Source organism: Neisseria animaloris (assembly GCF_900637855.1).
GTDB lineage: Bacteria > Pseudomonadota > Gammaproteobacteria > Burkholderiales > Neisseriaceae > Neisseria > Neisseria animaloris.
Map to the genome: position 1 here is coordinate 335,898 of NZ_LR134440.1, position 21,524 is coordinate 357,421.

The window sequence follows — 21,524 nt, forward strand, 5'->3', positions numbered from 1 at the left end:
ATGGCTAAAAACGTAGTGGTTATCGGCGCACAATGGGGCGACGAAGGCAAAGGTAAAATCGTAGACTGGCTGGCCGAAGAAACTTCGGGCGTGGTGCGTTTTCAGGGCGGACACAATGCAGGTCATACCTTGGTTGTCGGCGGTAAAAAAACCATTCTGCGTCTGATTCCGAGCGGTATTTTGCACGAAAAACTGGAATGCTTTATCGGCTCGGGCGTAGTGGTCAGCCCCGAAGCCTTGCTGGGTGAGATTGACGAATTGAATGCGGCGGGCGTGAAAAACGTAGAAGGCCGTCTGAAAATTGCTCCTACCGCCACCTTGATTCTGCCTTACCACATCGCGCTTGACCAAGCCCGCGAAGCCTCGCGCGGCAGCGGTAAAATCGGCACAACCGGCCGCGGTATCGGACCTGCTTACGAAGACAAAGTCGCCCGCCGCGCCATCCGCATGGTTGACCTGTTCGACATCGAAAAACTGAAAACCAAATTGCAGGCCAATATCGAATACTACAATATTCAGTTGCAGCACCTGCATAAAGCCGAGCCGGTAAGATTCGAAGACGTGCTGGCTGTGGTTGAAAAATTCTCAAGCCGAATCAAACCGATGATCAGCGATGTATCGCGCACCTTGTATGAAAAAAACCAAAAAGGCGAAAAACTGCTGTTTGAAGGTGCGCAAGGCACTTTGCTGGATATCGACTACGGCACTTATCCGTTTGTTACCTCTTCCAACTGCTTGGCCGGAGCCGCTTCCGCCGGAGCCGGTGTGCCGCCGCAAATGTTGAATTATGTGTTGGGTATCGTGAAAGCCTACACCACCCGTGTCGGCTCAGGCCCGTTCCCGACCGAACTGTTCGACGACATCGGCGCAGGATTGGCCGAGCGCGGCCATGAATTCGGCTCGGTAACCGGTCGTGCCCGCCGCTGCGGTTGGTTCGATGCCGCCGCCCTGAAGCGTTCTATTCAAGTAAACGGTATTTCCGGCATGTGTATCACCAAACTGGATGTGATGGACGGCATTGAAGAAATCAAAATCTGTACCGGCTACCAACTGCCCGACGGCAGCAAAACCGACATCCTGCCTTTCGGTGCAGATGCCGTAGCGGGTTGTACGCCGATTTACGAAACCATGCCGGGTTGGACGGAATCCACTTTCGGCGTGAAAGAGTTCGACAAATTGCCCGCCAATGCCAAAGCGTATTTGAAACGTATTGAAGAAGTGTGCGGCGCGCCGGTAGCGATTGTTTCCACCGGCCCCGACCGTGAAGAAACTATTGTGTTACAGCACCCGTTTGCTTAATAGCATGTGAGCGATAACTAAGTCATAACGAGGCCGTCTGAAACCAAGTTTTCAGACGGCCTCGTTTATTTGTTTGCAGTTTGTTGTCTTTATATCGGTTATCGGAATTTCGCTATATCAGCAATTTTGCTTAGCCAAACAATATAATCTGGCTGCATTTTGTGCGGCAGAAAGTAAATTTTCATAGCCGTTTGCCAAAGCATCGGCCAAGCTGCCGCTATTGCGGAGAGTCGGGAATACGGCATCGATTCCGTATCCGTATACTGCTTCGTAACCGTCACCCAAACAACCGACCAAAGCGACAACAGGCTTGCCGTATATTTTGGCGGTTTTAGCTACGCCGATCGGGGTTTTGCCGCGAATGCTTTGGCCATCCATACGGCCTTCACCGGTGATAACCAAGTCGGCGTCGCGGAAAATTTCGGCAAGTTTCACGGTTTCCATAACGATTTGCACACCTGACTTCAAAACCACATTGGGCAAGACCAATAAACCGCCGCCCATGCCGCCAGCCGCGCCTGCACCGGCAGGGGTGAGGATGTCTGTGTCCGTGTCGCGTTTGACGATTTTGGCAAAGTGGTGCAAGGCACGGTCTAAATCAGCCACCATTTGGGGCGTTGCGCCTTTTTGCGGGCCGAATACGGACGAAGCTCCGAAACTGCCGCATAAAGGATTATCCACATCACAGGCCACTTCGATGGTGATGTTTTTCAGACGGCCTTCCGATTCGGCCAAATCAATGCGAGCAAGTCGATGCAGATTGCCGCCGCCGAAGCCGATGGCACGGTTTTTTTCATCAAGCAACTTTACACCCAAAGCTTGAAGCATTCCGGCACCGCCGTCGTTGGTGGCGCTTCCGCCTATGCCTAGAATAATCTTATCAATCCCATGTTTTAAGGCGGCCTGAATAAGTTCCCCTGTGCCGTAGCTGGTGGTTTTCAAGGGATTGCGTTGGGAAGACGGCACCAAATGCAAACCTGAGGCGGCGGCCATTTCGATGATAGCGGTTTGCCCGTCGCCGGAGATGCCTAACGCCGCTTTGACCGGATTCCCCAAAGGGGCGGTAACTTCCGTTTCCACCAAACGGCCTTGAGTAGCATCCACTAACGATTGCACCGTGCCTTCGCCGCCGTCCGCCATCGGTACTTTCACATATTCGGCATCCGGCAGCACTTTTCTAAAGCCTGCTTCAATGGCTTCGGCGGCTTGCAAGGCGGAAAGGCTTTCTTTGAAGGAGTCGGGGGCGATAACGATTTTCATAAGGCCGTCTGAAAAATTAAAGATTAAATACGCCGAACATCAGCGTTGAAACAATGGTCATCAACAAACCGACCAAACTTTCATACGGAATCAGCAGCAACCGTTCTTTCATATTCATATACACGCTGCCTCCCGTGGCATGGAAAAACGAACCGTGCGGCATGTGGTCGAGCACGGTTGCTCCGGCATGAATCATGGCGGCACCGGCGATGCTGCTTACGCCCAGTTCGATTAATGTGCTGCCGAATACACCGGAAGCCACTGCCGTGCCTGCGGTGGTCGAGGCGGTTGCCAGCGACATTAAAATGCCGGAAACAGGCGCAAGCAGGTAGGAAGGCAGGCCGGAGGCGGTTAGGCTGTCAATCAGGAGATTTTTCAAACCCGAATGGGCAATGATGCCTGCCAATGCGCCGGTACCAAGCAACATTACCGCTACCGGAGCCATTTTGCCCAAACCGCTGGCGGCATAGCGGTTGCCGTGTTTGATTTTACCCATCAGCAATAAACCGACCAAACCGCCGGCGGGCAGAGCAATCAACGGGTCGATGGAAATACCGGCCAGCGGACGCAAAGCAAGCAGAAAAATGGCCATAAGCGGGGCGGAAACGGCTGCGGCGAAAGACGGCCGGTTATCGGTGTTTTCTGCATCGGCGGTATCGTCTTGAACATAGCTTCCCTTATTTTTCAAATGTTTGGCTAAGAAATAGGTAAGTACCAACCCGAAAACGGCGGGAACCATACCGGCCGTCATCACGGAAGTAAGCGGAATATTGAAAGCATCGGCAGCGGCAATCGCATTCGGATTCGGCGAAATAATGTTTCCTGCTTTGCCGCCGCCAATCATTGCCAACAGCACCGCCGGTTTGGAAAGGTTGATGCGTTTGGCTAATGCCAGCGCCACCGGAGCGGTGGTAATGACCGCCACATCGACAAAAACGCCGACGGCGGTAAGCATCATTGCAGCTAAGGCCAACGCCAGTAACGCACGGGATTCGCCGAGTTTTTTCACGATGGTTTCGGCAATAACGGTTGCGGCACCAGACTCAATCAGTACGCCGGCCAATACGCCCGCCGCGAGAATCCGCATCACTGCCGTAGTAATGCCTTGTGCACCCTGTATCATCAGTCCGACGGTTTCGCCCAAACTTGCACCGCCGGCCAAACCTCCGATAAGTGCGCCCAGCATCATGCCGTAAGCAGGAGAAACTTTTTTCAATATCAAAAAGATGGCGAGAAGCAGTGCGGTAGTGGCACCGAATGCGGAAATGGAAATATCGGTCATGATGAAGGGTAAATCGGTTGGTCGGTCAAAATATTAACGGCCTCTAAATATAAAGAGGCCATCTGAAAATTAACGTCTGATAAGGTAGAAATCTTGGTCGCGGCTGCCGTCGCAACGGTGCATGCGTACTTGGTTGCCGTATTTGCCTGCATCCAAGCATTTTCCGTTCATGCGGCTGCGGATGGTGTAACCGTCGCGATACCATTGCTGGTTGAGGCCGCCGTGGCATTTATAAGCGATAACTTCCGCACCGTCGCCGTCTTTTTCGTTAGCCACATCCAAACACAAGCCTTCCACGCGGATGCTGCGGTTCGACATGGTAAACCGTTGGTTGTTTTCGCCGTGGCAATCGTAACTGATGAGACCTTTGTAAGAACCGCGGCCGCGGTCGAGACATTTGCCGCTGTCGGTTTCGATGAGCACCGTTCTGCCTTGCGGAAAGCGGGAAGAACGGTCGTCGTCTCTGCGGTCATCGGGGCGGTGGTCGGGATAACGGTCGTCTATATCGACGCGGGGATAACCGTCCGGCCCTACATAAAGACAGCCTCCGAGTAATAGTGCCGGAATCAATAGAATACTTTGCAATTTCATGATTGCTCCTTTCTGATAAAACTGGTTTTCAGACGGCCTCCAAACCGGTTGGGGCCGCCTGAAAACCGTTAATAGCGGTAATAGCGGCGAGGGCGCGGATAAACCGTCGATACAGGTTGGGCCTCTTGGTAAATCACCGTTGTACCGGGCGGAGCATTGATCGTAACGTTTTTGTTGACGGTAGTTTCATTTTGTACGGGCAAATCCAGTATTGCGATACGCCCGTCCGGAGTTTCTGCATAAACGCAGCCGCCAAGCAGCAACAGGCTTATTATGGTTAACGGTATGGTTTTCACTGTTTTTAAAATTCTCCCAAAAGCAAACAGAAAAGGCCGTCTGAAAATCAGCGCTTGTGCCGTATTTCCCAGCACTGATGGATTTTCTTATTGCGGAAATCTTCTGGAACCGATTGTTTGGAAACATCTTTTACCGAATATTCCGTTGATATTTTTCCATCCAGTTCAAAACTGCGCAGATTGTTGGAGAAAAACAAAAGGCCGTCAGCAGCCAGTAAATTCATTGCGCCATCAATCAGGTGCACATGGTCGCGTTGGACATCAAGAATATCGAGCATTTTTTTGCTGTTGGAAAAACTCGGCGGATCCATCACAATCAAATCAAATTGCTTGTTTTGTTTTAAGGCCGTCTGAAGATATTGGAAAACATCGGCCCTTACGATTTGGTGTCGGTTGGTATCTATTTGGTTCAATTCAAAATTGCGTTTTGCCCAATCAAGATAGGTATTGGATAAATCAACAGTCTCGCTGCTTACCGCACCACCTGTGGCTGCATAAACGGTAAAGCTGCCGGTGTAGGAAAAAAGATTAAGAAAACGCTTGCCCGAAGCCATCTCGCCAACTCTCTTACGGGTATTGCGGTGATCAAGAAACAGGCCGGTATCGAGGTATTTATCCAAGTTTACCCAAAATTTGCGCCCGTTTTCCGTGATGATGAAATCTTCGCCCTGTTTGCCGGTTTTTTCGTACTGCTGTGCCCCCTTTTGGCGTTCGCGGCGTTTGAAATGAATTTGCTCGGGAGCGAATCCGGTAACGAACGAAATCGCCTCCAGCACGTCGGCCAGCCACGCTTCGTATTCTTCGGGTTGCATCAGCCAGCCGGTATCGTATTCTTGCAAGTGAATCTGATCACCGTATATATCTATGGCGAAAGGAAATTGCGGGATATCTCGGTCATACATACGCCAGGCTTCGATGTGGTTGCGGCGCGCCCATTTCAGATAATGCTTAATGTTTTTGCCTAAACGGTTGGCAAAAGAAGTGATGTCGGTCATGATGCTTTGCTTTCAGACAGCCTTCTATAAGCTATCGGTTGAGTTGCCAAAAATCTTTCAAAGGCAGATGCTTGGTTCTGTCCAGCGTCATAACCACGGTGTTGTCGGGAGCAATCAGCATGGCGCGTTCCTCATCGTTTTGAAAAGGGAAGGCGATGCTGAAACTGGCACCATTCTCCACCTGAATTCCATACCGGTGCTTACCGTTTTCGTATTGGATTGTGTTTTGGCTGTACCGGTAGGTTTTCTTTGTATTTTTTTGCAGATCCGACAAAGTAAACTGTTTTTCTTCAAACACAATTTCCATCGGAACATTATTCGTATCCATAGCCTTCCAAGTGCCGCGGTAGGTTTCCGACCCGCTGCACCCGTTTAATAACAGTATGATTGCGCCGGAAAATAAAAGGGAAAAAATATATTTGAAACGATTCATATCGGAATATTCCTTTGGGGACAACGCATTGCAGATTTCCGAGATTACAAATCGGTCATTTTACCGTACTTAACCCTTTCATGCTTGACCATTTTGCGGTAAATCTTTATTATCCGCCCCTTATCTTTTTTGAAGCCATCGTCTTCAGCCAACTTTCATCCAAGCTGATCCAAACAGCTTTCCGATTGCTTATTTTACTGAATATTAAGCATATTTTGCAGGTTGTTGTCGATGTTAACCACAAGCCCGAGAGCTTGCGACGACCTTGCGTAATTCTTTGCCATAAATACGTTTTCCGTTGCTTCAAGGCTGCCTGAAAAAATTCTTCGGGCAGAAGGTTTTGTTGTCTGTTTTGGAAAACCATGTCTGTAAAATTTACCGATTTAAACCTCGATAAAAACATCTTATCCGCTTTGAACAGCGCCGGTTACGAATCACCTACACCGATTCAAATACAAGCCGTGCCACATGCTTTGGCACAGCGCGACATCATGGCTTCGGCACAAACCGGTTCGGGTAAAACCGCCGCTTTTCTGCTGCCCACTCTGCAACGCCTGATCAAACGCAGTGAAAAACCGGGCAAAGGCCCGCGCGCGTTGGTGTTGACACCCACCCGCGAACTTGCCGCGCAAGTGGAAAAAAACGCCCAGATTTATGCCCAGAATATGAAATGGTTCCGCACCGTGAGCATTGTCGGCGGTGCGTCTTTTAGTTATCAAATCCGTGCTTTGGGCAAACCTGTGGACTTAATCGTGGCCACGCCGGGCCGTTTGATGGATTTGATGGAGAGCGGTAAAGTGGACTTCGACCGCTTGGAAGTACTGGTGCTCGACGAAGCCGACCGCATGCTTGATATGGGCTTTATCGACGACATCGAAACCATCGTGGCCGCCACTCCGGAAGACCGCCAAACCCTGTTATTTTCCGCTACTTGGGACGGCGCAGTCGGCAAATTGGCACGCAAACTGACTAAAAACCCCGAAGTGATTGAAATCGAGCGGGTGGACGATCAGGGAAAAATCGAAGAGCAGCTTTTGTATTGCGACGATATGCGTCACAAGAACCGCTTGTTGGATCACATTTTGCGTGATGCCAATATCGACCAATGCGTGATTTTCACTTCGACCAAAGTGATGAGCGAACAATTGGCCGACGATCTGTATGAAAAAGGTTTTGCCGCCAACTGTCTGCACGGTGATATGCCTCAGGGTTGGCGTAACCGCACGCTGATGGATTTGCGCAAAGGCCGCTGTAAAATTCTGGTGGCCACCGATGTGGCCGCCCGTGGTATTGATGTGCCGACTATTACGCACGTTATTAATTATGATTTGCCGAAACAGGCCGAAGATTATGTTCACCGTATCGGCCGTACCGGTCGTGCAGGGCGAACCGGTTTGGCGGTTACGTTTGCGGAAGTGAACGAATACGTTAAAGTGCACAAAATAGAGAAATACATCGGCCGCAAACTGCCCGAAATGACTGTCGAAGGCATGGAGCCGACGCGCAAACGCAGTAAAGCCGGCACAGGCAAGCCCAAGGGCAAAGGCGGCTGGGGTGCAAAAGGAGACCGCAAGTTCGGCGACAAGAAATTCGGCGATAAAAAGTTCGGCAGCGGCAAACCCAAAGGCGAAGGTTTTAAAGGAAAGAAAAAACCGGCAGGCAAGGGCGGTTTCGGTAAAACGGAGCGTGCGCCGAAGCGGGGCTGATTTCAAATAGGCAAAGGCCGTCTGAAAAACTGTTTGAACAGTATTTTCAGACGGCCTTTTCGTATGTATGCGTTATTCTTTCAGCAGGCGGCGTTCGTAAACAGCCTGCGCCAATGTGCCTGCATCTACATATTCCAATTCTCCGCCCAGCGGGATACCACGGGCGAGGCGGCTCACTTTATAGGGCAGATTTTTAAACAGCTCCGCCAGCACATAGGCGGTGGCATCGCCTTCTGCAGTGAAATTGGTGGCGATGATGATTTCTTCCACATCACTGTTTTGCAGGCGTGCCACCAGTTTTTCCAAGGCGATATGGTTTAGACCCATGCCTTGAACGGGGTTTACCTGCCCCATGAGCACAAAATACAAACCGTCGTGGCAGTTGGCTGCTTCCATGCCGGCTACGTCGGCGGGCATGTGTACAATCATCAGGCGGCGGAAATCCCGTTCGCCGTCGGCGCAAATATCGCAAAGCTCTGTTTCGCAAAACGTGTTGCAGTGGGCGCAATGTTGCACGTGTTTGAGGGCGTTTTGCAGAGCGGCGGACAATTCCTGCGCGCCGTCGCGGTTGTGCTGCAAAAGCTGGTAAGCCATGCGCTGGGCGGATTTGGGGCCGACGTTGGGCAGGATTTTCAAGGCATTGATTAAACGGTTGAAAGCGTCGGGCTTCTTGGACATGTTTTCAGACGGCCTGATTAAGACAAAGCGGCATTATAGCCGAAGAATATAACAGGCCGTCTGAAAACCGTGGATCCGGCCAAATGTTTTCAGACGGCCTCTTCGCAATACTCAAACGTTCAGTGGCAACCACCGCTCTTGCCGCTGCAACGGTCGCAACCGCTGCATGCATTGCTACGCGCCGATTTGGGTTTGAAAACAAATTTACGCAGCAGATACAGAATGCATAGGGAAACAATGGTGCCGACAATAATATATTGTTCCATTAAAAAATCCTCGAAGTGATTTGGTAAACTGCAAAAGCAAAGATATAGGCCAATACGAATAAGTAGGCAGTAATCATCAGGGTGTGGTAAGCGGATTTTGTTTCACGCTTAATTACGGCGAGCGTGGCCAAACACATCGGGGCGTATATATACCAGGCCAAGAAAGCGAAAGCGGTCGGCAGGCCCCAATTATTGTGTACCAGAGGAATCAAGGCACTTTCAACGGCTTCTTCGGAACCGGCTCCTACGGCATAAACCGTGCCGAGCGCGGCAACCACCACTTCGCGTGCGGCCATACCCGGAATCATGGCGATACACATTTCCCAAGTGAAGCCCAACGGAGCAAACAGAGGCTGTATAAAATGGCCGATCTTGCCTGCGAAACTATAATCAATCGCCGCACCTGCCGCACCTTCGGGAGCGGCTGGAAAGCTGACCAATACCCATAATACAACGCTCATTGCAAAAATCACCGTACCGGCACGCACTAAGAATGCTTTTACCCGATCCCACAAGCTGATAATAATGTGTTTGAAGTTCGGCATACGGAAAGTGGGCAGTTCCATCAACAGGGGGAAGTACTGCACCTTACCTTTGCGACGTGCAAACAGTTTCATCACATATGCGGTTAATCCGGCTGATGCGATACCGGCAACATACAGGCCGAATAAGGTTAATCCTTGCAGGTTGAATATCCCCCAAACGGTTTGTTGCGGAATCACGGCGGCAATAATCAATGCGTAAACCGGCAGGCGTGCGGAGCAGGTCAGCATGGGAGCGATGGCAATCGTAACCAAGCGTTCGCGCGGGTCTTGAATCGTGCGCGCCGACATCACCGCAGGTACGGCACAGGCAAAACTGGATAAGAGCGGAATAAAAGCCCTACCCGACAAACCGCTTTTCGCGAGCAGATTATCCAACAGGAAAGCGGCGCGAGGCAGATAACCCGAGTCTTCCAATAGCAGAATGAAGGCGAACAAAATCGCGATTTGCGGCAGAAACACCAACACGCTGCCGATACCTGCGATTACACCGTTTACCAGCAAATCTTGCAGCACGCCTTCCGGCAGAGTGGCCGCTACCCATTCTCCCAGCGAACCGAACGCACCTTCTATCATATCCATCAACGGTTCGGCCCATGAATAAACAGCTTGGAAAATCAAAAGCAATATGATGAAAAGAATGACGATACCCCAAAAGCGGTGCAACACCAGCGCATCTAAGCGGCGGTGCCACTCCGGCATATTCATTTCGGTGCGGACGACTTGCTTGAGTATTTTTTCTGCTTCGGCATACAGCTCGTTACTGTCGAGAGCTTCCAAATTTTTCAAGGCAACGTCCGAATCCAGCGGATGGGTATTGTGGCGCGGCAGTTTGGCAACGGCTTCGCGTACGGCGCGAATGCTGTCGCTGCGGACGGCGGCTGTTTCGAGCACCGGCACGCCCAACAATTCGCTCAATTTTGCCGCGTCGATTTTCAGGCCGCGCGAACGGGCCACGTCGCTCATGTTTAGCGAAACGATCATCGGCAGGTTCAAGGTTTTCAATTCGAGAAGCATGCGCAGAGTCATGCGCAGATTGGTTGCGTCGGCTACGGCGATAATCGCATCGGGGCGGTGGCCGAGTTTGCCGATGGCAACATCGCGGGCCACGGTTTCGTCGATACTGGTCGTACGCAAACTGTATGTGCCGGGCAGGTCGATGATGTGAATGCTTTTATCGTCGAGAAAAACGCCTTCGCGCTGATCTACCGTTACCCCGGGGTAGTTGGCAACCTTGGCGTTCGAACCGGTAAGCCCGTTAAAGAGGACGGTCTTGCCGCAGTTCGGCAAGCCTACGAGTGCAAAGTAACTCAAATCCATTTGAAATCTCCCATAGACAGACTTCAGTTGCCCAAGGCCGTCTGAAAATATTTTTATTCATCCGAATTCAATCGGCTATAACGTGGCAGAGGATTTTCTGAGCTTCTGCCTGACGCAGGGAAAATTGTGATTGGTTGCCCAGTCTCACCGCATAAGGGCCTTTACCGAGCAAACCGACAGCAATAACGGTTAAGGGCATACCGTTTGAGAAGCCTAAATCGGCCAAACGGCGGCTGACAACCGGATCAAGCTCGCCGAATAAAGGGTTGGGATTAATCGAATCGATATGCGCTCGGGCACCTCTGCGCAGTTGGGATAGTGGCACTACGGACATAATAAACCTGCCTTCTTTATTGTGTTGTTTTGACAAACATGAAGTTGAGTTTAAGACGTGATATCGTTTTTAAAGTATGAAATAGTATTGGTTTTTATTTATATCTATCTGTTATTTATGTTAGTCTTTTTCATGCAGGGCTGCAATCGGATGAAGGCCGTCTGAAAATTTTTTCAGACGGCCTTTAGAGGTTATTTGGCGTTTTTTTGAGCTAAGTCATGTATGCGGTTGTTTTTCGAAACCGCCGGGAACCTTGAATAATAATGTTTACGGATGTCAGGAGGAGAGGCTGGCGTTAACAGAGCGCTTCACGGCAGAGTAGGGCGGCACTTTAATTCCGGTTGTCTCGCAATTAAAAAACACAAGATACGGTTTTGTTGGCATAGAGGCCGTCTGAAAAGTTGCAGGCGGCCTGTCGTGATTTTTTTATTCTTCGGCCAGCTTTCCGCTGGCGGAAATAAATTCGGCCTGTTTTGCTTTGGCTTTCCCTGAATCAAGTGCTTCGCGGGCCGCTTCGAGGCCGTCTGAAAGGGAGTCGGTGAGGTTTGCGGCATAAATGGCGGCAGCGGCATTAAGCAGCACGATATCGCGGGCCGCACCGTGTTCACCGTTTAAGACGCTCTGCATTTTAAGCAGTGATTCTTGGCTGTTTTGCACTTTGATTTCATCGAGATTTTTGCGCACGGCAATGCCGAATTGTTCCGGATGGATGTCGTATTCGCTGATGGAGCCGTTTTTCAGTTCGGCTACGCGGGTTGTGCCCGTGATGGTGATTTCGTCCAAACCGTCGCTGCCGTGCACCACCAAAACATGTTGCGAGCCAAGCTGTTGCAGCACACGGGAAAGGATGCCGACCAAATCGATATGGAACACGCCGAGCAGCTGGTTGGGGGCGGAAGCAGGGTTGGTGAGCGGGCCGAGAATGTTGAAGATGGTGCGGATACCGAGGCTTTTTCGTACGGGGGCAACATAGCGCATACTGCTGTGATGGTTGGGGGCGAACATAAAGCCGATGCCGACGTTTTCGATGCATTGCCCCACTTGTTCGGGCGACAAAGCCAGCGATGCGCCCATCTGTTCGATGATGTCGGCGGAACCGCTTGAAGACGAAACCGAACGCCCGCCGTGTTTGGCCACTTTCGCACCTGCCGCCGCCGCCACAAACATGGCGGTGCTGGAAATATTGAAAGTATGTGCCCCATCGCCTCCGGTACCGACAATATCGACTAAATTATGTTTGTTCAGCACCGGCACTTTAACGGCAAATTCACGCATGACACCGGCGGCCGCAGCGATTTCGGATACGCTTTCCACTTTGATGCGCAAACCGGTAAGAATGGCGGCCACCAACTCCGGTGCGACTTCGCCGCTCATAATCTGACGCATCAGGCTGGTCATTTCATCATAGAAAAGCTCGTTGTTGTCAATCAGCCGGGCAAGGGCTTGCTGGGGGGTAATCATTGGTATTCCGCCTTTATATATGGTATAGGGAGCCGTCTGAAAAATTCCGTTTTTCAGACGGCCTGTCATAAAAGATCAGGCCGCTTGGAAGTGTTGGAATTCTTTTAAGAAATTATCCAGCATTTCATGGCCGTGCTCGGTAAGCAGCGCTTCGGGGTGGAATTGAACGCCTTCAACGGCATAAGTTTTATGGCGTACTCCCATGATTTCGCCGTCTTCCGTCCATGCCGTGATGTCCAAGCAGGCGGGCAGGGTGGCTCGGTCGATAACCAAGCTGTGGTAGCGGGTACAGGTAACAGGGTTCGGTAAACCTTTGAACATGCCCGAATTGTGGTGGAGAACAGGTGAAACCTTGCCGTGCATCAGCGTTTGCGCCCTCACGGTATGGCCGCCGAACGCTTCGCCTATGGTTTGATGCCCCAAACAAATGCCCATAATCGGCAGCTTGCCGGCAAAGTGTTGCATGGCTGCTATGGAAATGCCGGCTTCTTTGGGCGAACAGGGGCCGGGGCCGATAACGAGATATTGCGGTTTGAGGGCTGCGATTTCTTCCAAGGTGATGTCATCATTGCGGCGTACCACAACTTCTTGGCCGAGTTCGGCAAAATACTGGACGATGTTGTAGGTGAAGCTGTCGTAGTTGTCGATCATTAAAAGCATGATGGATAAACCTATATGGTGTGTGGAGGACGAGGCCGTCTGAAAGAAGGGAATTATAACGGTATTATCGGACGCTGTTTAGATTTTCGGGATCACTGATAAATGCTGCTTTTGCGGATAACGTGATACAGTCTTTAGTGCACGGAAAAAAGTCGACGGATAAGAACTGCATAGCAAGGTTGTATCAACCCAGAAGGAAGAGGCCGTCTGAAAATGCTTTCAGACGGCCTCTTAAATATTCACTTTATTAACGGCGGCGGACCAACTGCCACGCACGGCCGAGGTAGGCGACGCTTGCGAAGCCGCTCCACACATGCACCAAGCGGGTGAAGGGGAAAATCACAAACAAGCTCATACCCATGACCATATGCAGTTTGAACAGGAAGTTCACGTCTTCGATATAGTCGGCGGCATTACCGCGGAAGGTAACGATGTGCTGCGCCCAAGTCATCAGTTTTACCATTTCGTGGCCATCGGTATGCCCCATGCTCACGAAGATGGTCAGCAAGCCCAAGCCTAAAGTGATGATGAGCCAAATCAGTACCAATTTGTCGCGCCAAGTGCTGTTGGCGGCCAAGCGGTCGCATTTCAGACGGCGTTGCAGCAGGATAACCAAACCGACCATCGCCATCACGCCGAAGATACCGCCCATTATCATCGCAAAAATCTGCTTGGCTCCGTGCGAAATGCCCAGCGCGTCCCAAAACCATAAAGGCGTGAGCAGGCCGAACAAATGCCCGAAAAACACGGCCAAAATGCCGACGTGAAACAGAATGTTGCCCAAACGCAATTGGCCTTCATACAGGATTTGGCTGGATTCGCTTTTCCACGAATATTGTTCGCGGTCGAAGCGCACCAGGCTGCCGAAAAAGAAAATCGCCAAGGCTATGTAGGGGAAAATGCCGAAAAAAAATTGATGCAGGGTGTTCATGTTTACGCTCCTTTTGTGGCCGTCTGAAAAGCGGCTTTAGGATAAAACTGTACGGTTTCTATGCGGGGTTTTAGCAGCGGCTCGGTGCCGGAAATGTCGGGGCCGAACGTTTCCATCGCTTCGTCCATATCGCGCACGGGCGGCTCGACCAGCGGGCGCGGTGCCACCGGGCTGAGTGCGGTAATGCCTTGCAGCAATACGGCGTAAGGGGAACCGCTTTTCTCGAGTTTGCCGCCGATGTGGGCCACCACATGAACGGCATCGCCGAGCAGCTTTTGCGCGTGTTCAGACGGCACTTGGCTTAAATATTCCAGCAGCACGGGCAGGTAATCGGGCAGCTCGTCGTTGCCCAACTCGAAACCGCGGCTGCGGTATTCTTGCAGTAAGTCCACCATGGCGCTGCCGCGGTCGCGGTCTTCGCCGTACACATGCTCGAAGAGATAGAGCGCGTGGTTACGGTTGCGGTCGAAGGTGGCGACGTAGCGTTCCTGCAATTCGCGCAGGCTGTGGCTGTTCAGGTAACCCAAAAAGCTGTTCAGACGGCCTGCTTGTGCTTGTAGCTCCGGCCATTCTTGCAAGGCCGTCTGAAATTCGGGCAAGGCCTCAATCAGCTCGGCCTCGGGGTAGCACAGCAGCGCGGAAAACCACTGATAAACAGGATTCGCGCCCATCAGTGGACTCCTTCTTCTTCGCGGTTTTTCTCGGCATCTTTACGCAGGCCGTGGAAGATAATCGGTGTGCCTTTGCGTTTGCCGAACAAGTTTTCTTCGCCGCCTCCGGAACAGCCGTTGCCGAAAGTGAAGCCGCAGCTCGATTTGTCTTCAAAGCTGTTTTCCACCATTTCTTTGTGCGAAGTCGGAATCACAAAGCGGTCTTCATAATTAGCAATCGCCATAATTTGATACATGTCTTCCACCATTTCGGGCGTGAGGCCGGTGCCTGCCAGCGTTTCCTCCGGCGTTTCGCCGTGTACCACTTGACCGCGTTTGAAACGGCGCATGGCAATCATGCGCTCCAGCGCGAATTTAATCGGTTCCACTTTGCCGGCGGTGAGCAGATTGGCCAGATAGCGCAACGGAATACGCATTTCGTCCACACTCGGAATGATGCCGTTTTCGCCCACCAAACCGTTTTCGATGGCAGACTGAATCGGCGATAAAGGCGGGATATACCAAACCATCGGCAAAGTGCGGTATTCGGGGTGCAGCGGGAATGCCACTTTCCACTCCATCGCCATTTTGTACACCGGCGATTGTTTGGCCGCATCAATCCAGCTTTGGCTGATGCCCTGTTTCAAGGCTTCTCGTTGCACTTCAGGGTCGTGCGGATTCAAGAACACGCCCAATTGCTGTTCGTATAAATCCTGCGGGTTGGCTACCGAAGCGGCCTGTTCGATTTTGTCTGCGTCATACAGCAGCACGCCCAAATAACGGATGCGGCCTACGCAGGTTTCGGAACACACGGTCGGCTGGCCGCCTTCGATACGCGGGTAGCAGAACGTGCATTTTTCGGCCTTGCCCGAAGTCCAGTTGTAGTAGATTTTTTTGTAGGGGCAGCCGGATACGCACATGCGCCAGCCGCGGCATTTGTCTTGGTCGATCAACACGATGCCGTCGTCTTCGCGCTTGTAAATACTACCGGACGGGCAGGAAGCCACACAGGTCGGGTTCAAACAATGTTCGCACAGGCGCGGCAAATACATCATGAAGGTTTGCTCAAACGCGGCGTGCATGTCTTTCTGAATGCCTTCAAACAGCACGTCTTTCGCCCGCTTCTCAAACTCGCCCGCCAAATCGTCTTCCCAGTTCGGACCCCATTCCACCTTGTCCATTTTTTTGCCCGTGAGCACGGAAATCGGACGCGCGGTCGGCGGCGTCGGCATTTTCGGCGCGTTTTGCAGATGCTCGTAGTCGTAGGTAAACGGCTCGTAGTAGTCGTCGATTTTCGGCATATTCGGGTTGGCAAAAATATTTGCCAAAATCTTCAACTTGCCGCCCTGCTTGGGCACCAGCTTGCCGTCGGGCTTGCGCACCCAGCCGCCGTTCCATTTATTTTGGTCTTCCCAATTTTTCGGAAATCCGATGCCGGGCTTGGTTTCCACGTTGTTGAACCACGCATATTCCACGCCGTCGCGCGAAGTCCACACGTTTTTACAGGTAACGGAGCAGGTGTGGCAGCCGATACATTTGTCTAAGTTCAGAACCATGCCGACTTGTGCTCTGATTTTCATGATGGTGTTCCTTTTGGTTTGGCTGTTCAGACGGCCTCTCTAACAGGCCCCAAGGCCGTCTGAACAACAGCTTCGTCAAGTGGTTGCTGTCGTTGTTGTAAAACTTTTTCACAGATAGAAGCTTAGTGGATGGCACGCAATAAAAATATGCGCCGAAAGCGCAAATAAAGGCAGCAAAGGAATGTATGGCGGCTGGCTGAAAGGGGGTATTGAGATAGTTATTTAGAAGTATGGCGGATGAGGAGAAAGTGGCAATGCTGATTAAAGAGGCCGTCTGAAAAACTTTAAACGGCTTTTCAGACGGCCTAATACATGCATAATCATTGATGTATTCGGTGGGAATATTGCGGTGTTCTAAATCAGTTGGGAAATATCGTGGGCGATACCGGCAATCGAGGTGCATTTCATCAGCCCAAAGATAAGAAACCGTTCAAAAACGGTTTATCAGGCGGTCAAAATTTTAAATCAACGTTTCAACCTATTAATTAAAAAGAAATATTTTTCTAATTCTTTTGGATGGTATATTTTCACAACAGTTATCCAGCATCTTAATGTTTTGAACTATTGTTTACTATGGGTTGATAATCAATTTATCATCCGTGTCTTTTTCCCGACAAAATTTATCCCTATAATTCACTCCATAGCAAATCGTTATATTAACAATAGTAATTAAATTAAAGGAAAGATAAAATGCAAACTATATACCATCCGGCCGATTCACGCGGCTTTGCCAATCACGGTTGGCTGAAAAGCGCACACACTTTCAGCTTCGCCAACTATTACGACCCCGAGCGCATGGGCTTCGGCGTGCTGCGTGTGATTAATGATGATTTTGTAGAAGGCGGCCAAGGCTTCGGCACCCACCCGCACCGCGACATGGAAATCATTTCCGTGCCCTTGAGCGGCGATTTGGCCCACCGCGACAGCATGGGCAACGGCAGCATCATCAAAAACGGTGATGTGCAGGTTATGTCGGCCGGCACCGGCGTTACCCACAGCGAAATGAACGCCAACCGCGACCAAGCTGTGAAATTCCTGCAAATTTGGGTGTTGCCCCGCAAAAACAACGTAGCGCCCCGCTATCAGCAAATCACGATTGCCAACGAAGCCAAACCCGACGACTTCCAGCAAATCCTGTCTCCCAATGCTGATGACGCAGGCGTGTGGATTCACCAAAACGCTTGGTTTTCGCTGGCACGTTTTTCAGAAGGCACCCAAAAGCGTTACGATGTAAAACGCGAAGGCAACGGCGTGTATGTATTTGTGATTAAAGGTAAAGCCAAAGTAGGCGGTATCGAGTTGGGCGAGCGCGACGGCTTGGGCTTGTGGGAAACCGACGGCTTTGACGTAGAGGCTTTGGGCGATGCGGAAATCCTGTTGATGGACGTACCGATGGATGTGGAAGCCAATATCAACCAGTTACACTAACGGAAATCGGAGTAAAATGTTATCCAAACTTTTTAGCTGCCTGAAAAATCTCGGGCAGCCCTCTAGCCAACCTGAAATAAAGGAAACCACAATGTCTGTTGTACAAACTTTGCAGCAAGCTGCTGAGAACCGCCGTTCTGTTTACGCGCTGAACAAAAATCTGCCCGTAAACAAAGAAGAAGTAGTAAAAATCGTTGAGCACGCCGTAAAACACACACCGTCTGCGTTCAACTCGCAATCTACCCGTTTCGTTGTGTTATTCGGTGCCGAACATGAAAAACTGTGGGACATCACCATTGCCGAACTGCGCAAGATCGTTCCTGCCGAAAACTTCCAAGCTACCGAAGACAAACTGAACATGTTTAAAGCGGCTGCCGGCAGCGTGTTGTTCTTTGAAGATGAAAATGTTGTTAAAGGCCTGCAAGAGCAGTTCCCTGCTTATGCCGCCGGTTTCCCCGTATGGGCAGGTCACAGCGATGCCATGAGCCAATACGCTATTTGGACTGCGCTGGCTGCGGTAAACGTAGGTGCCAACCTGCAACACTACACCCCGATTATTGATGCCGAAGTGGCTAAAACTTGGAATCTGCCGGCCAACTGGAAAATGAGCGCCCAGCTCGTATTCGGCGGCATCACCGAGCCTGCAGGCGATAAATCTTTTGCTCCCGCAGAAGACCGCCTGAAAGTTTACGGCCTGTAATTATTTTCGGGTTGAACCACAGCCTGAATAAACCGTGCAATAACGCGGCAAATTCAGATAGGCCCCAAGCCTGGAATCTGCCGCTTTTTTATTGCCTGAAAATCCTATTAACGATACATGGAGAATCGTCATGTCAAACAAATTTTTAGACTTGTTAACCCCTGAAAACAGCCAGCTGATTTTCATCGACCACCAGCCGCAAATGGCCTTCGGCGTACAATCTATCGACCGTCAAACCCTGAAAAACAATGTGGTTGCATTGGCCAAATCAGCTAAAGTATTCAACATCCCCACCATCATCACTACTGTTGAAACCGAAGGCTTTTCCGGCCACACTTATCCTGAATTGTTGAGCGTATTCCCCGAGAACAAAATTCTCGAGCGCACTTCAATGAACTCTTGGGACGACCAAAACGTGCGTGATGCTTTGGCTGCAAACGGCCGTAAAAAAGTTATCGTAGCAGGCTTGTGGACAGAAGTATGTAACTTGGGCTTTGCTCTGGCTGCCGCTGCCGAAGGCAACTATGATATCTACATGGTGGCAGATGCATCAGGCGGCACAACGGTAGAAGCACACGAATACGCTATGCAGCGCATGATTCAAGCGGGCATTATTCCCGTAACTTGGCAACAAGTTTTGCTCGAATGGCAACGTGACTGGGCCCGTAAAGAAACCTACGATGCCGTATTGGATATCGTTAAAGAACATTCCGGCGCATACGGCATGGGTGTGGATTACGCCTACACTATGGTTCACAAAGCACCCGAGCGCGTGCAACACGGCGAACGTATCGGCCCTAACCCTGCCAAGTAAACGCTGATTTACTGTTGTTAATGCGAAGGTGTGGTTTGCATCAAAATCACACCTTTGCTGTTTAATCTGCCCATTAAGGGATATTTATGAAGTTGTATGTGTTTTCTTTCGGAGCCGGAATATTGGTTGGTGTGATTTACTACCTGCTTAATGTACGCTCCCCCGCACCGCCCGTTGTGGCCTTGCTAGGGCTTTTGGGCATGTTGCTGGGCGAACAAATAATTCCGCTCTCCAAACAATTTTTTTCTCCGCAAACATCTATCTCCCAAACCGCACACTCACAAGACCAGAATCACAATAAGGAGTAAATGATGACGACACAAATCGACACAATTTTCTATAACGGCGAATTTACGACTTTAGACCGCTCCAAGCCGGTTGCCCAAGCCGTTGCCGTTGCCGACGGAAAATTTGCCGCAGTCGGCAGCAACAGCGAAATTTTAGCGATGGCGGGCGAGAATACCCGCCGCATCGACCTGCAAGGCCGCAGCGTTTTACCCGGCCTTTTCGACAACCACACCCATATCATCCGCGGCGGCCTCAATTACAACATGGAACTGCGTTGGGACGGCGTACGTTCGCTGGCCGATGCCATGGCCATGCTCAAAGCACAAGTCGATATTACGCCTGCGCCGCAATGGGTTCGCGTGGTCGGCGGTTTTACCGAGCACCAATTCATCGAAAAACGCCTGCCCACTATTGAAGAAATCAATGCGGTTGCGCCCGATACGCCGGTGTTCATCCTGCATTTATACGACCGTGCTTTGCTCAATGCAGCCGCATTACGCGCCGTCGGCTACACCAAAGACACCCCCGAACCGCCCGGAGGCGAAATCAAACGCGATTCGAAAGGCAACCCCACCGGCCTGTTGCTGGCCAAACCGAATGCCATGATTCTGTATTCGACTTTGGCAAAAGGCCCCAAACTGCCGTTTGATTACCAAGTCAACTCCACCCGCCATTTCATGCGTGAGCTGAACCGTTTGGGCGTAACCGGTGTGATTGATGCCGGCGGCGGCTTCCAAAATTATCCCGACGATTACGAAGTGATCCGCAAGCTGGCCGAAGAAAACCAACTCACCGTACGCATCGCCTATAACCTCTTCACGCAAAAACCGAAAGAGGAAAAAGAAGACTTCCTCAAATGGACTTCTTCGGTGACCTACAAACAGGGCGATGATTATTTCCGCCACAACGGCGCCGGCGAGATGTTGGTATTTTCTGCCGCCGACTTTGAAGATTTCCGCCAGCCCCGCCCCGAGATGCCGCCCGAAATGGAAGGCGAATTGGAAGAAGTGGTGCGCATTCTGGCGCAAAACAAATGGCCGTGGCGCATGCACGCGACTTATGATGAAACCATTACCCGTGCCTTGGATGTATTTGAAAAGGTTAACCGCGATATTCCGCTGGAAGGCATCAACTGGTTCTTCGACCATGCCGAAACCGTATCGCAAAAATCCATCGACCGCATTGCCGAGCTGGGTGGCGGTATTGCCGTGCAGCACCGCATGGCCTATCAAGGCGAATACTTTGCCGAACGCTACGGCACGGCTGCCGCGGCTAACACACCGCCGGTGAAACGCATTCTCGAAAGCGGCGTGAAAGTGTCGGCCGGTACCGATGCCACCCGTGTGGCTTCTTACAATCCGTGGGTATCCTTGTCTTGGTTGATCAGCGGCAAAACCGTTGGCGGTATGAAACTCTATCCGCAAGCCAATTTGCTCGACCGCGAAACCGCTTTGCGCATGTGGACGGAAAATGTGGCATGGTTCTCCAACGAAGTCGGCAAGCGCGGCCGCATCGAAGTAGGCCATTTGGCCGACATGATGGTGCCGAGCAAAGACTTTTTCAGCGTGCCGGAAGACGAAATCCCGTTCTTAACCTCGGATCTGACCGTGGTGGGCGGTCGTGTCGTTTACGGCGCAGGCAGCTTCTCTGATTTGGACACCCCGCCGCCGCCTGCCATGCCCGATTGGTCGCCGGTACACAAATACCGCGGCTACGGCGCATGGGGCGACCCCGAAGGTGCCGGTAAAAACTCGCTCGCACCGCTGCGCCAACAAGCCATCGCTTCATGCAGTTGCGCCAGCGCGTGCGGTCTGCACGGCCACGATCATGCCCGCGCATGGGCATCGTCGGCACCCGTTTCAGACCTGCAAGGTTTCTTCGGCGCACTCGGCTGCTCGTGCTGGGCCGTCTGAAAACGCCCGAACGGATACGGATGACTTTCCGTATCCGTAACCGCATTTGGCAAACGGCTTATCACCAATCCTTGCTTGAACGTTGCGCCCCGCAGCA

The 21,524-nt window shown here is 51.3% G+C and carries 22 protein-coding genes; 7 read left to right on the forward strand and 15 right to left on the reverse strand.

All coding sequences use genetic code 11. The annotated features are described in order from the left end of the window. Complete coding sequence (locus EL216_RS01580) at positions 1–1,299, forward strand: adenylosuccinate synthase (RefSeq protein WP_085389733.1); 1,299 nt, start codon at positions 1–3, stop codon at positions 1,297–1,299. Positions 1,300–1,416: 117 nt separating this feature from the next. Here the strand turns inward: EL216_RS01580 and EL216_RS01585 are convergent, their stop codons facing one another. The 6 genes from EL216_RS01585 to EL216_RS01610 all read right to left on the reverse strand — a co-directional run bounded on the left by EL216_RS01585 (position 1,417) and on the right by EL216_RS01610 (position 6,156). Continuing rightward, entirely contained in the window at positions 1,417–2,559 is a 1,143-nt protein-coding gene (locus tag EL216_RS01585; RefSeq protein WP_085389734.1) for a glycerate kinase, read from the reverse strand. A gap of 16 nt (positions 2,560–2,575) precedes the next feature. Continuing rightward, entirely contained in the window at positions 2,576–3,841 is a 1,266-nt protein-coding gene (locus EL216_RS01590) for a GntP family permease (RefSeq protein ID WP_085389735.1), read from the reverse strand. 69 nt (positions 3,842–3,910) lie between these two features. Further along, complete coding sequence (locus EL216_RS01595; RefSeq protein WP_085389736.1) at positions 3,911–4,432, reverse strand: ricin-type beta-trefoil lectin domain protein; 522 nt, start codon at positions 4,430–4,432, stop codon at positions 3,911–3,913. Positions 4,433–4,500: 68 nt separating this feature from the next. Further along, entirely contained in the window at positions 4,501–4,728 is a 228-nt protein-coding gene (locus tag EL216_RS01600; RefSeq protein ID WP_085389921.1) for a methionine-binding protein, read from the reverse strand. 47 nt (positions 4,729–4,775) lie between these two features. Next, positions 4,776–5,723: a class I SAM-dependent methyltransferase gene (locus EL216_RS01605; protein WP_085389737.1), complete on the reverse strand. Its 948-nt coding sequence runs from the start codon at positions 5,721–5,723 to the stop codon at positions 4,776–4,778. Between the two features lie 31 nt (positions 5,724–5,754). Next, complete coding sequence (locus tag EL216_RS01610) at positions 5,755–6,156, reverse strand: hypothetical protein (protein WP_085389738.1); 402 nt, start codon at positions 6,154–6,156, stop codon at positions 5,755–5,757. 362 nt (positions 6,157–6,518) lie between these two features. On the opposite strand from EL216_RS01610, the gene EL216_RS01615 reads away from it, so the two are divergent. Beyond that, positions 6,519–7,862 carry a DEAD/DEAH box helicase gene (locus EL216_RS01615; RefSeq protein WP_085389740.1) on the forward strand — a complete coding sequence of 448 codons (1,344 nt, stop codon included), beginning with the start codon at positions 6,519–6,521 and terminating at the stop codon, positions 7,860–7,862. Between the two features lie 72 nt (positions 7,863–7,934). Here the strand turns inward: EL216_RS01615 and recR are convergent, their stop codons facing one another. The 9 genes from recR to narH form a co-directional block, all read right to left on the reverse strand. Beyond that, on the reverse strand, positions 7,935–8,540 hold the full coding sequence (gene recR / locus EL216_RS01620) for a recombination mediator RecR (protein ID WP_085389741.1): 606 nt from the start codon (positions 8,538–8,540) through the stop codon (positions 7,935–7,937). A 119-nt stretch (positions 8,541–8,659) separates the two neighbouring features. Further along, the gene (locus EL216_RS01625) at positions 8,660–8,806 is read right to left on the reverse strand and encodes a FeoB-associated Cys-rich membrane protein (protein WP_085389742.1); all 147 of its coding nucleotides are present in this window, start codon (positions 8,804–8,806) and stop codon (positions 8,660–8,662) included. Further along, positions 8,806–10,668 carry a ferrous iron transporter B gene (gene feoB, locus EL216_RS01630; protein ID WP_085389743.1) on the reverse strand — a complete coding sequence of 621 codons (1,863 nt, stop codon included), beginning with the start codon at positions 10,666–10,668 and terminating at the stop codon, positions 8,806–8,808. The genes EL216_RS01625 and feoB overlap by 1 nt, the downstream gene beginning before the upstream one ends. Before the next feature lie 67 nt (positions 10,669–10,735). After that, complete coding sequence (locus tag EL216_RS01635) at positions 10,736–11,002, reverse strand: FeoA family protein (RefSeq protein ID WP_085389744.1); 267 nt, start codon at positions 11,000–11,002, stop codon at positions 10,736–10,738. A gap of 426 nt (positions 11,003–11,428) precedes the next feature. After that, complete coding sequence (gene trpD, locus EL216_RS01640) at positions 11,429–12,463, reverse strand: anthranilate phosphoribosyltransferase (RefSeq protein WP_085389745.1); 1,035 nt, start codon at positions 12,461–12,463, stop codon at positions 11,429–11,431. Between the two features lie 75 nt (positions 12,464–12,538). Continuing rightward, the gene (locus tag EL216_RS01645) at positions 12,539–13,123 is read right to left on the reverse strand and encodes an aminodeoxychorismate/anthranilate synthase component II (protein WP_085389746.1); all 585 of its coding nucleotides are present in this window, start codon (positions 13,121–13,123) and stop codon (positions 12,539–12,541) included. A 247-nt stretch (positions 13,124–13,370) separates the two neighbouring features. After that, positions 13,371–14,054 (reverse strand): respiratory nitrate reductase subunit gamma, encoded by a 684-nt coding sequence (gene narI, locus EL216_RS01650; RefSeq protein WP_085389747.1) that lies wholly within the window; start codon positions 14,052–14,054, stop codon positions 13,371–13,373. Between the two features lie 2 nt (positions 14,055–14,056). Then, the gene (narJ, locus tag EL216_RS01655) at positions 14,057–14,725 is read right to left on the reverse strand and encodes a nitrate reductase molybdenum cofactor assembly chaperone (protein WP_085389748.1); all 669 of its coding nucleotides are present in this window, start codon (positions 14,723–14,725) and stop codon (positions 14,057–14,059) included. Beyond that, positions 14,725–16,284, reverse strand: coding sequence for a nitrate reductase subunit beta (gene narH, locus EL216_RS01660; RefSeq protein WP_085389749.1), 1,560 nt, complete (start codon positions 16,282–16,284; stop codon positions 14,725–14,727). Before narH ends, narJ begins: the two co-directional genes overlap by 1 nt. Before the next feature lie 690 nt (positions 16,285–16,974). Here narH and EL216_RS01665 point away from each other — a divergent pair. From EL216_RS01665 to EL216_RS01685, 5 genes are all read left to right on the forward strand, one after another. Continuing rightward, the gene (locus tag EL216_RS01665) at positions 16,975–17,712 is read left to right on the forward strand and encodes a pirin family protein (RefSeq protein WP_085389750.1); all 738 of its coding nucleotides are present in this window, start codon (positions 16,975–16,977) and stop codon (positions 17,710–17,712) included. A gap of 91 nt (positions 17,713–17,803) precedes the next feature. Next, positions 17,804–18,412 (forward strand): nitroreductase family protein, encoded by a 609-nt coding sequence (locus EL216_RS01670; protein ID WP_085389751.1) that lies wholly within the window; start codon positions 17,804–17,806, stop codon positions 18,410–18,412. A 130-nt stretch (positions 18,413–18,542) separates the two neighbouring features. After that, on the forward strand, positions 18,543–19,226 hold the full coding sequence (locus EL216_RS01675; protein ID WP_004284753.1) for a hydrolase: 684 nt from the start codon (positions 18,543–18,545) through the stop codon (positions 19,224–19,226). Positions 19,227–19,312: 86 nt separating this feature from the next. After that, positions 19,313–19,534: a DUF1427 family protein gene (locus EL216_RS01680; protein ID WP_085389752.1), complete on the forward strand. Its 222-nt coding sequence runs from the start codon at positions 19,313–19,315 to the stop codon at positions 19,532–19,534. A 3-nt stretch (positions 19,535–19,537) separates the two neighbouring features. Next, positions 19,538–21,427: an amidohydrolase gene (locus tag EL216_RS01685; protein WP_232005255.1), complete on the forward strand. Its 1,890-nt coding sequence runs from the start codon at positions 19,538–19,540 to the stop codon at positions 21,425–21,427. Positions 21,428–21,524 lie beyond the last annotated feature (97 nt).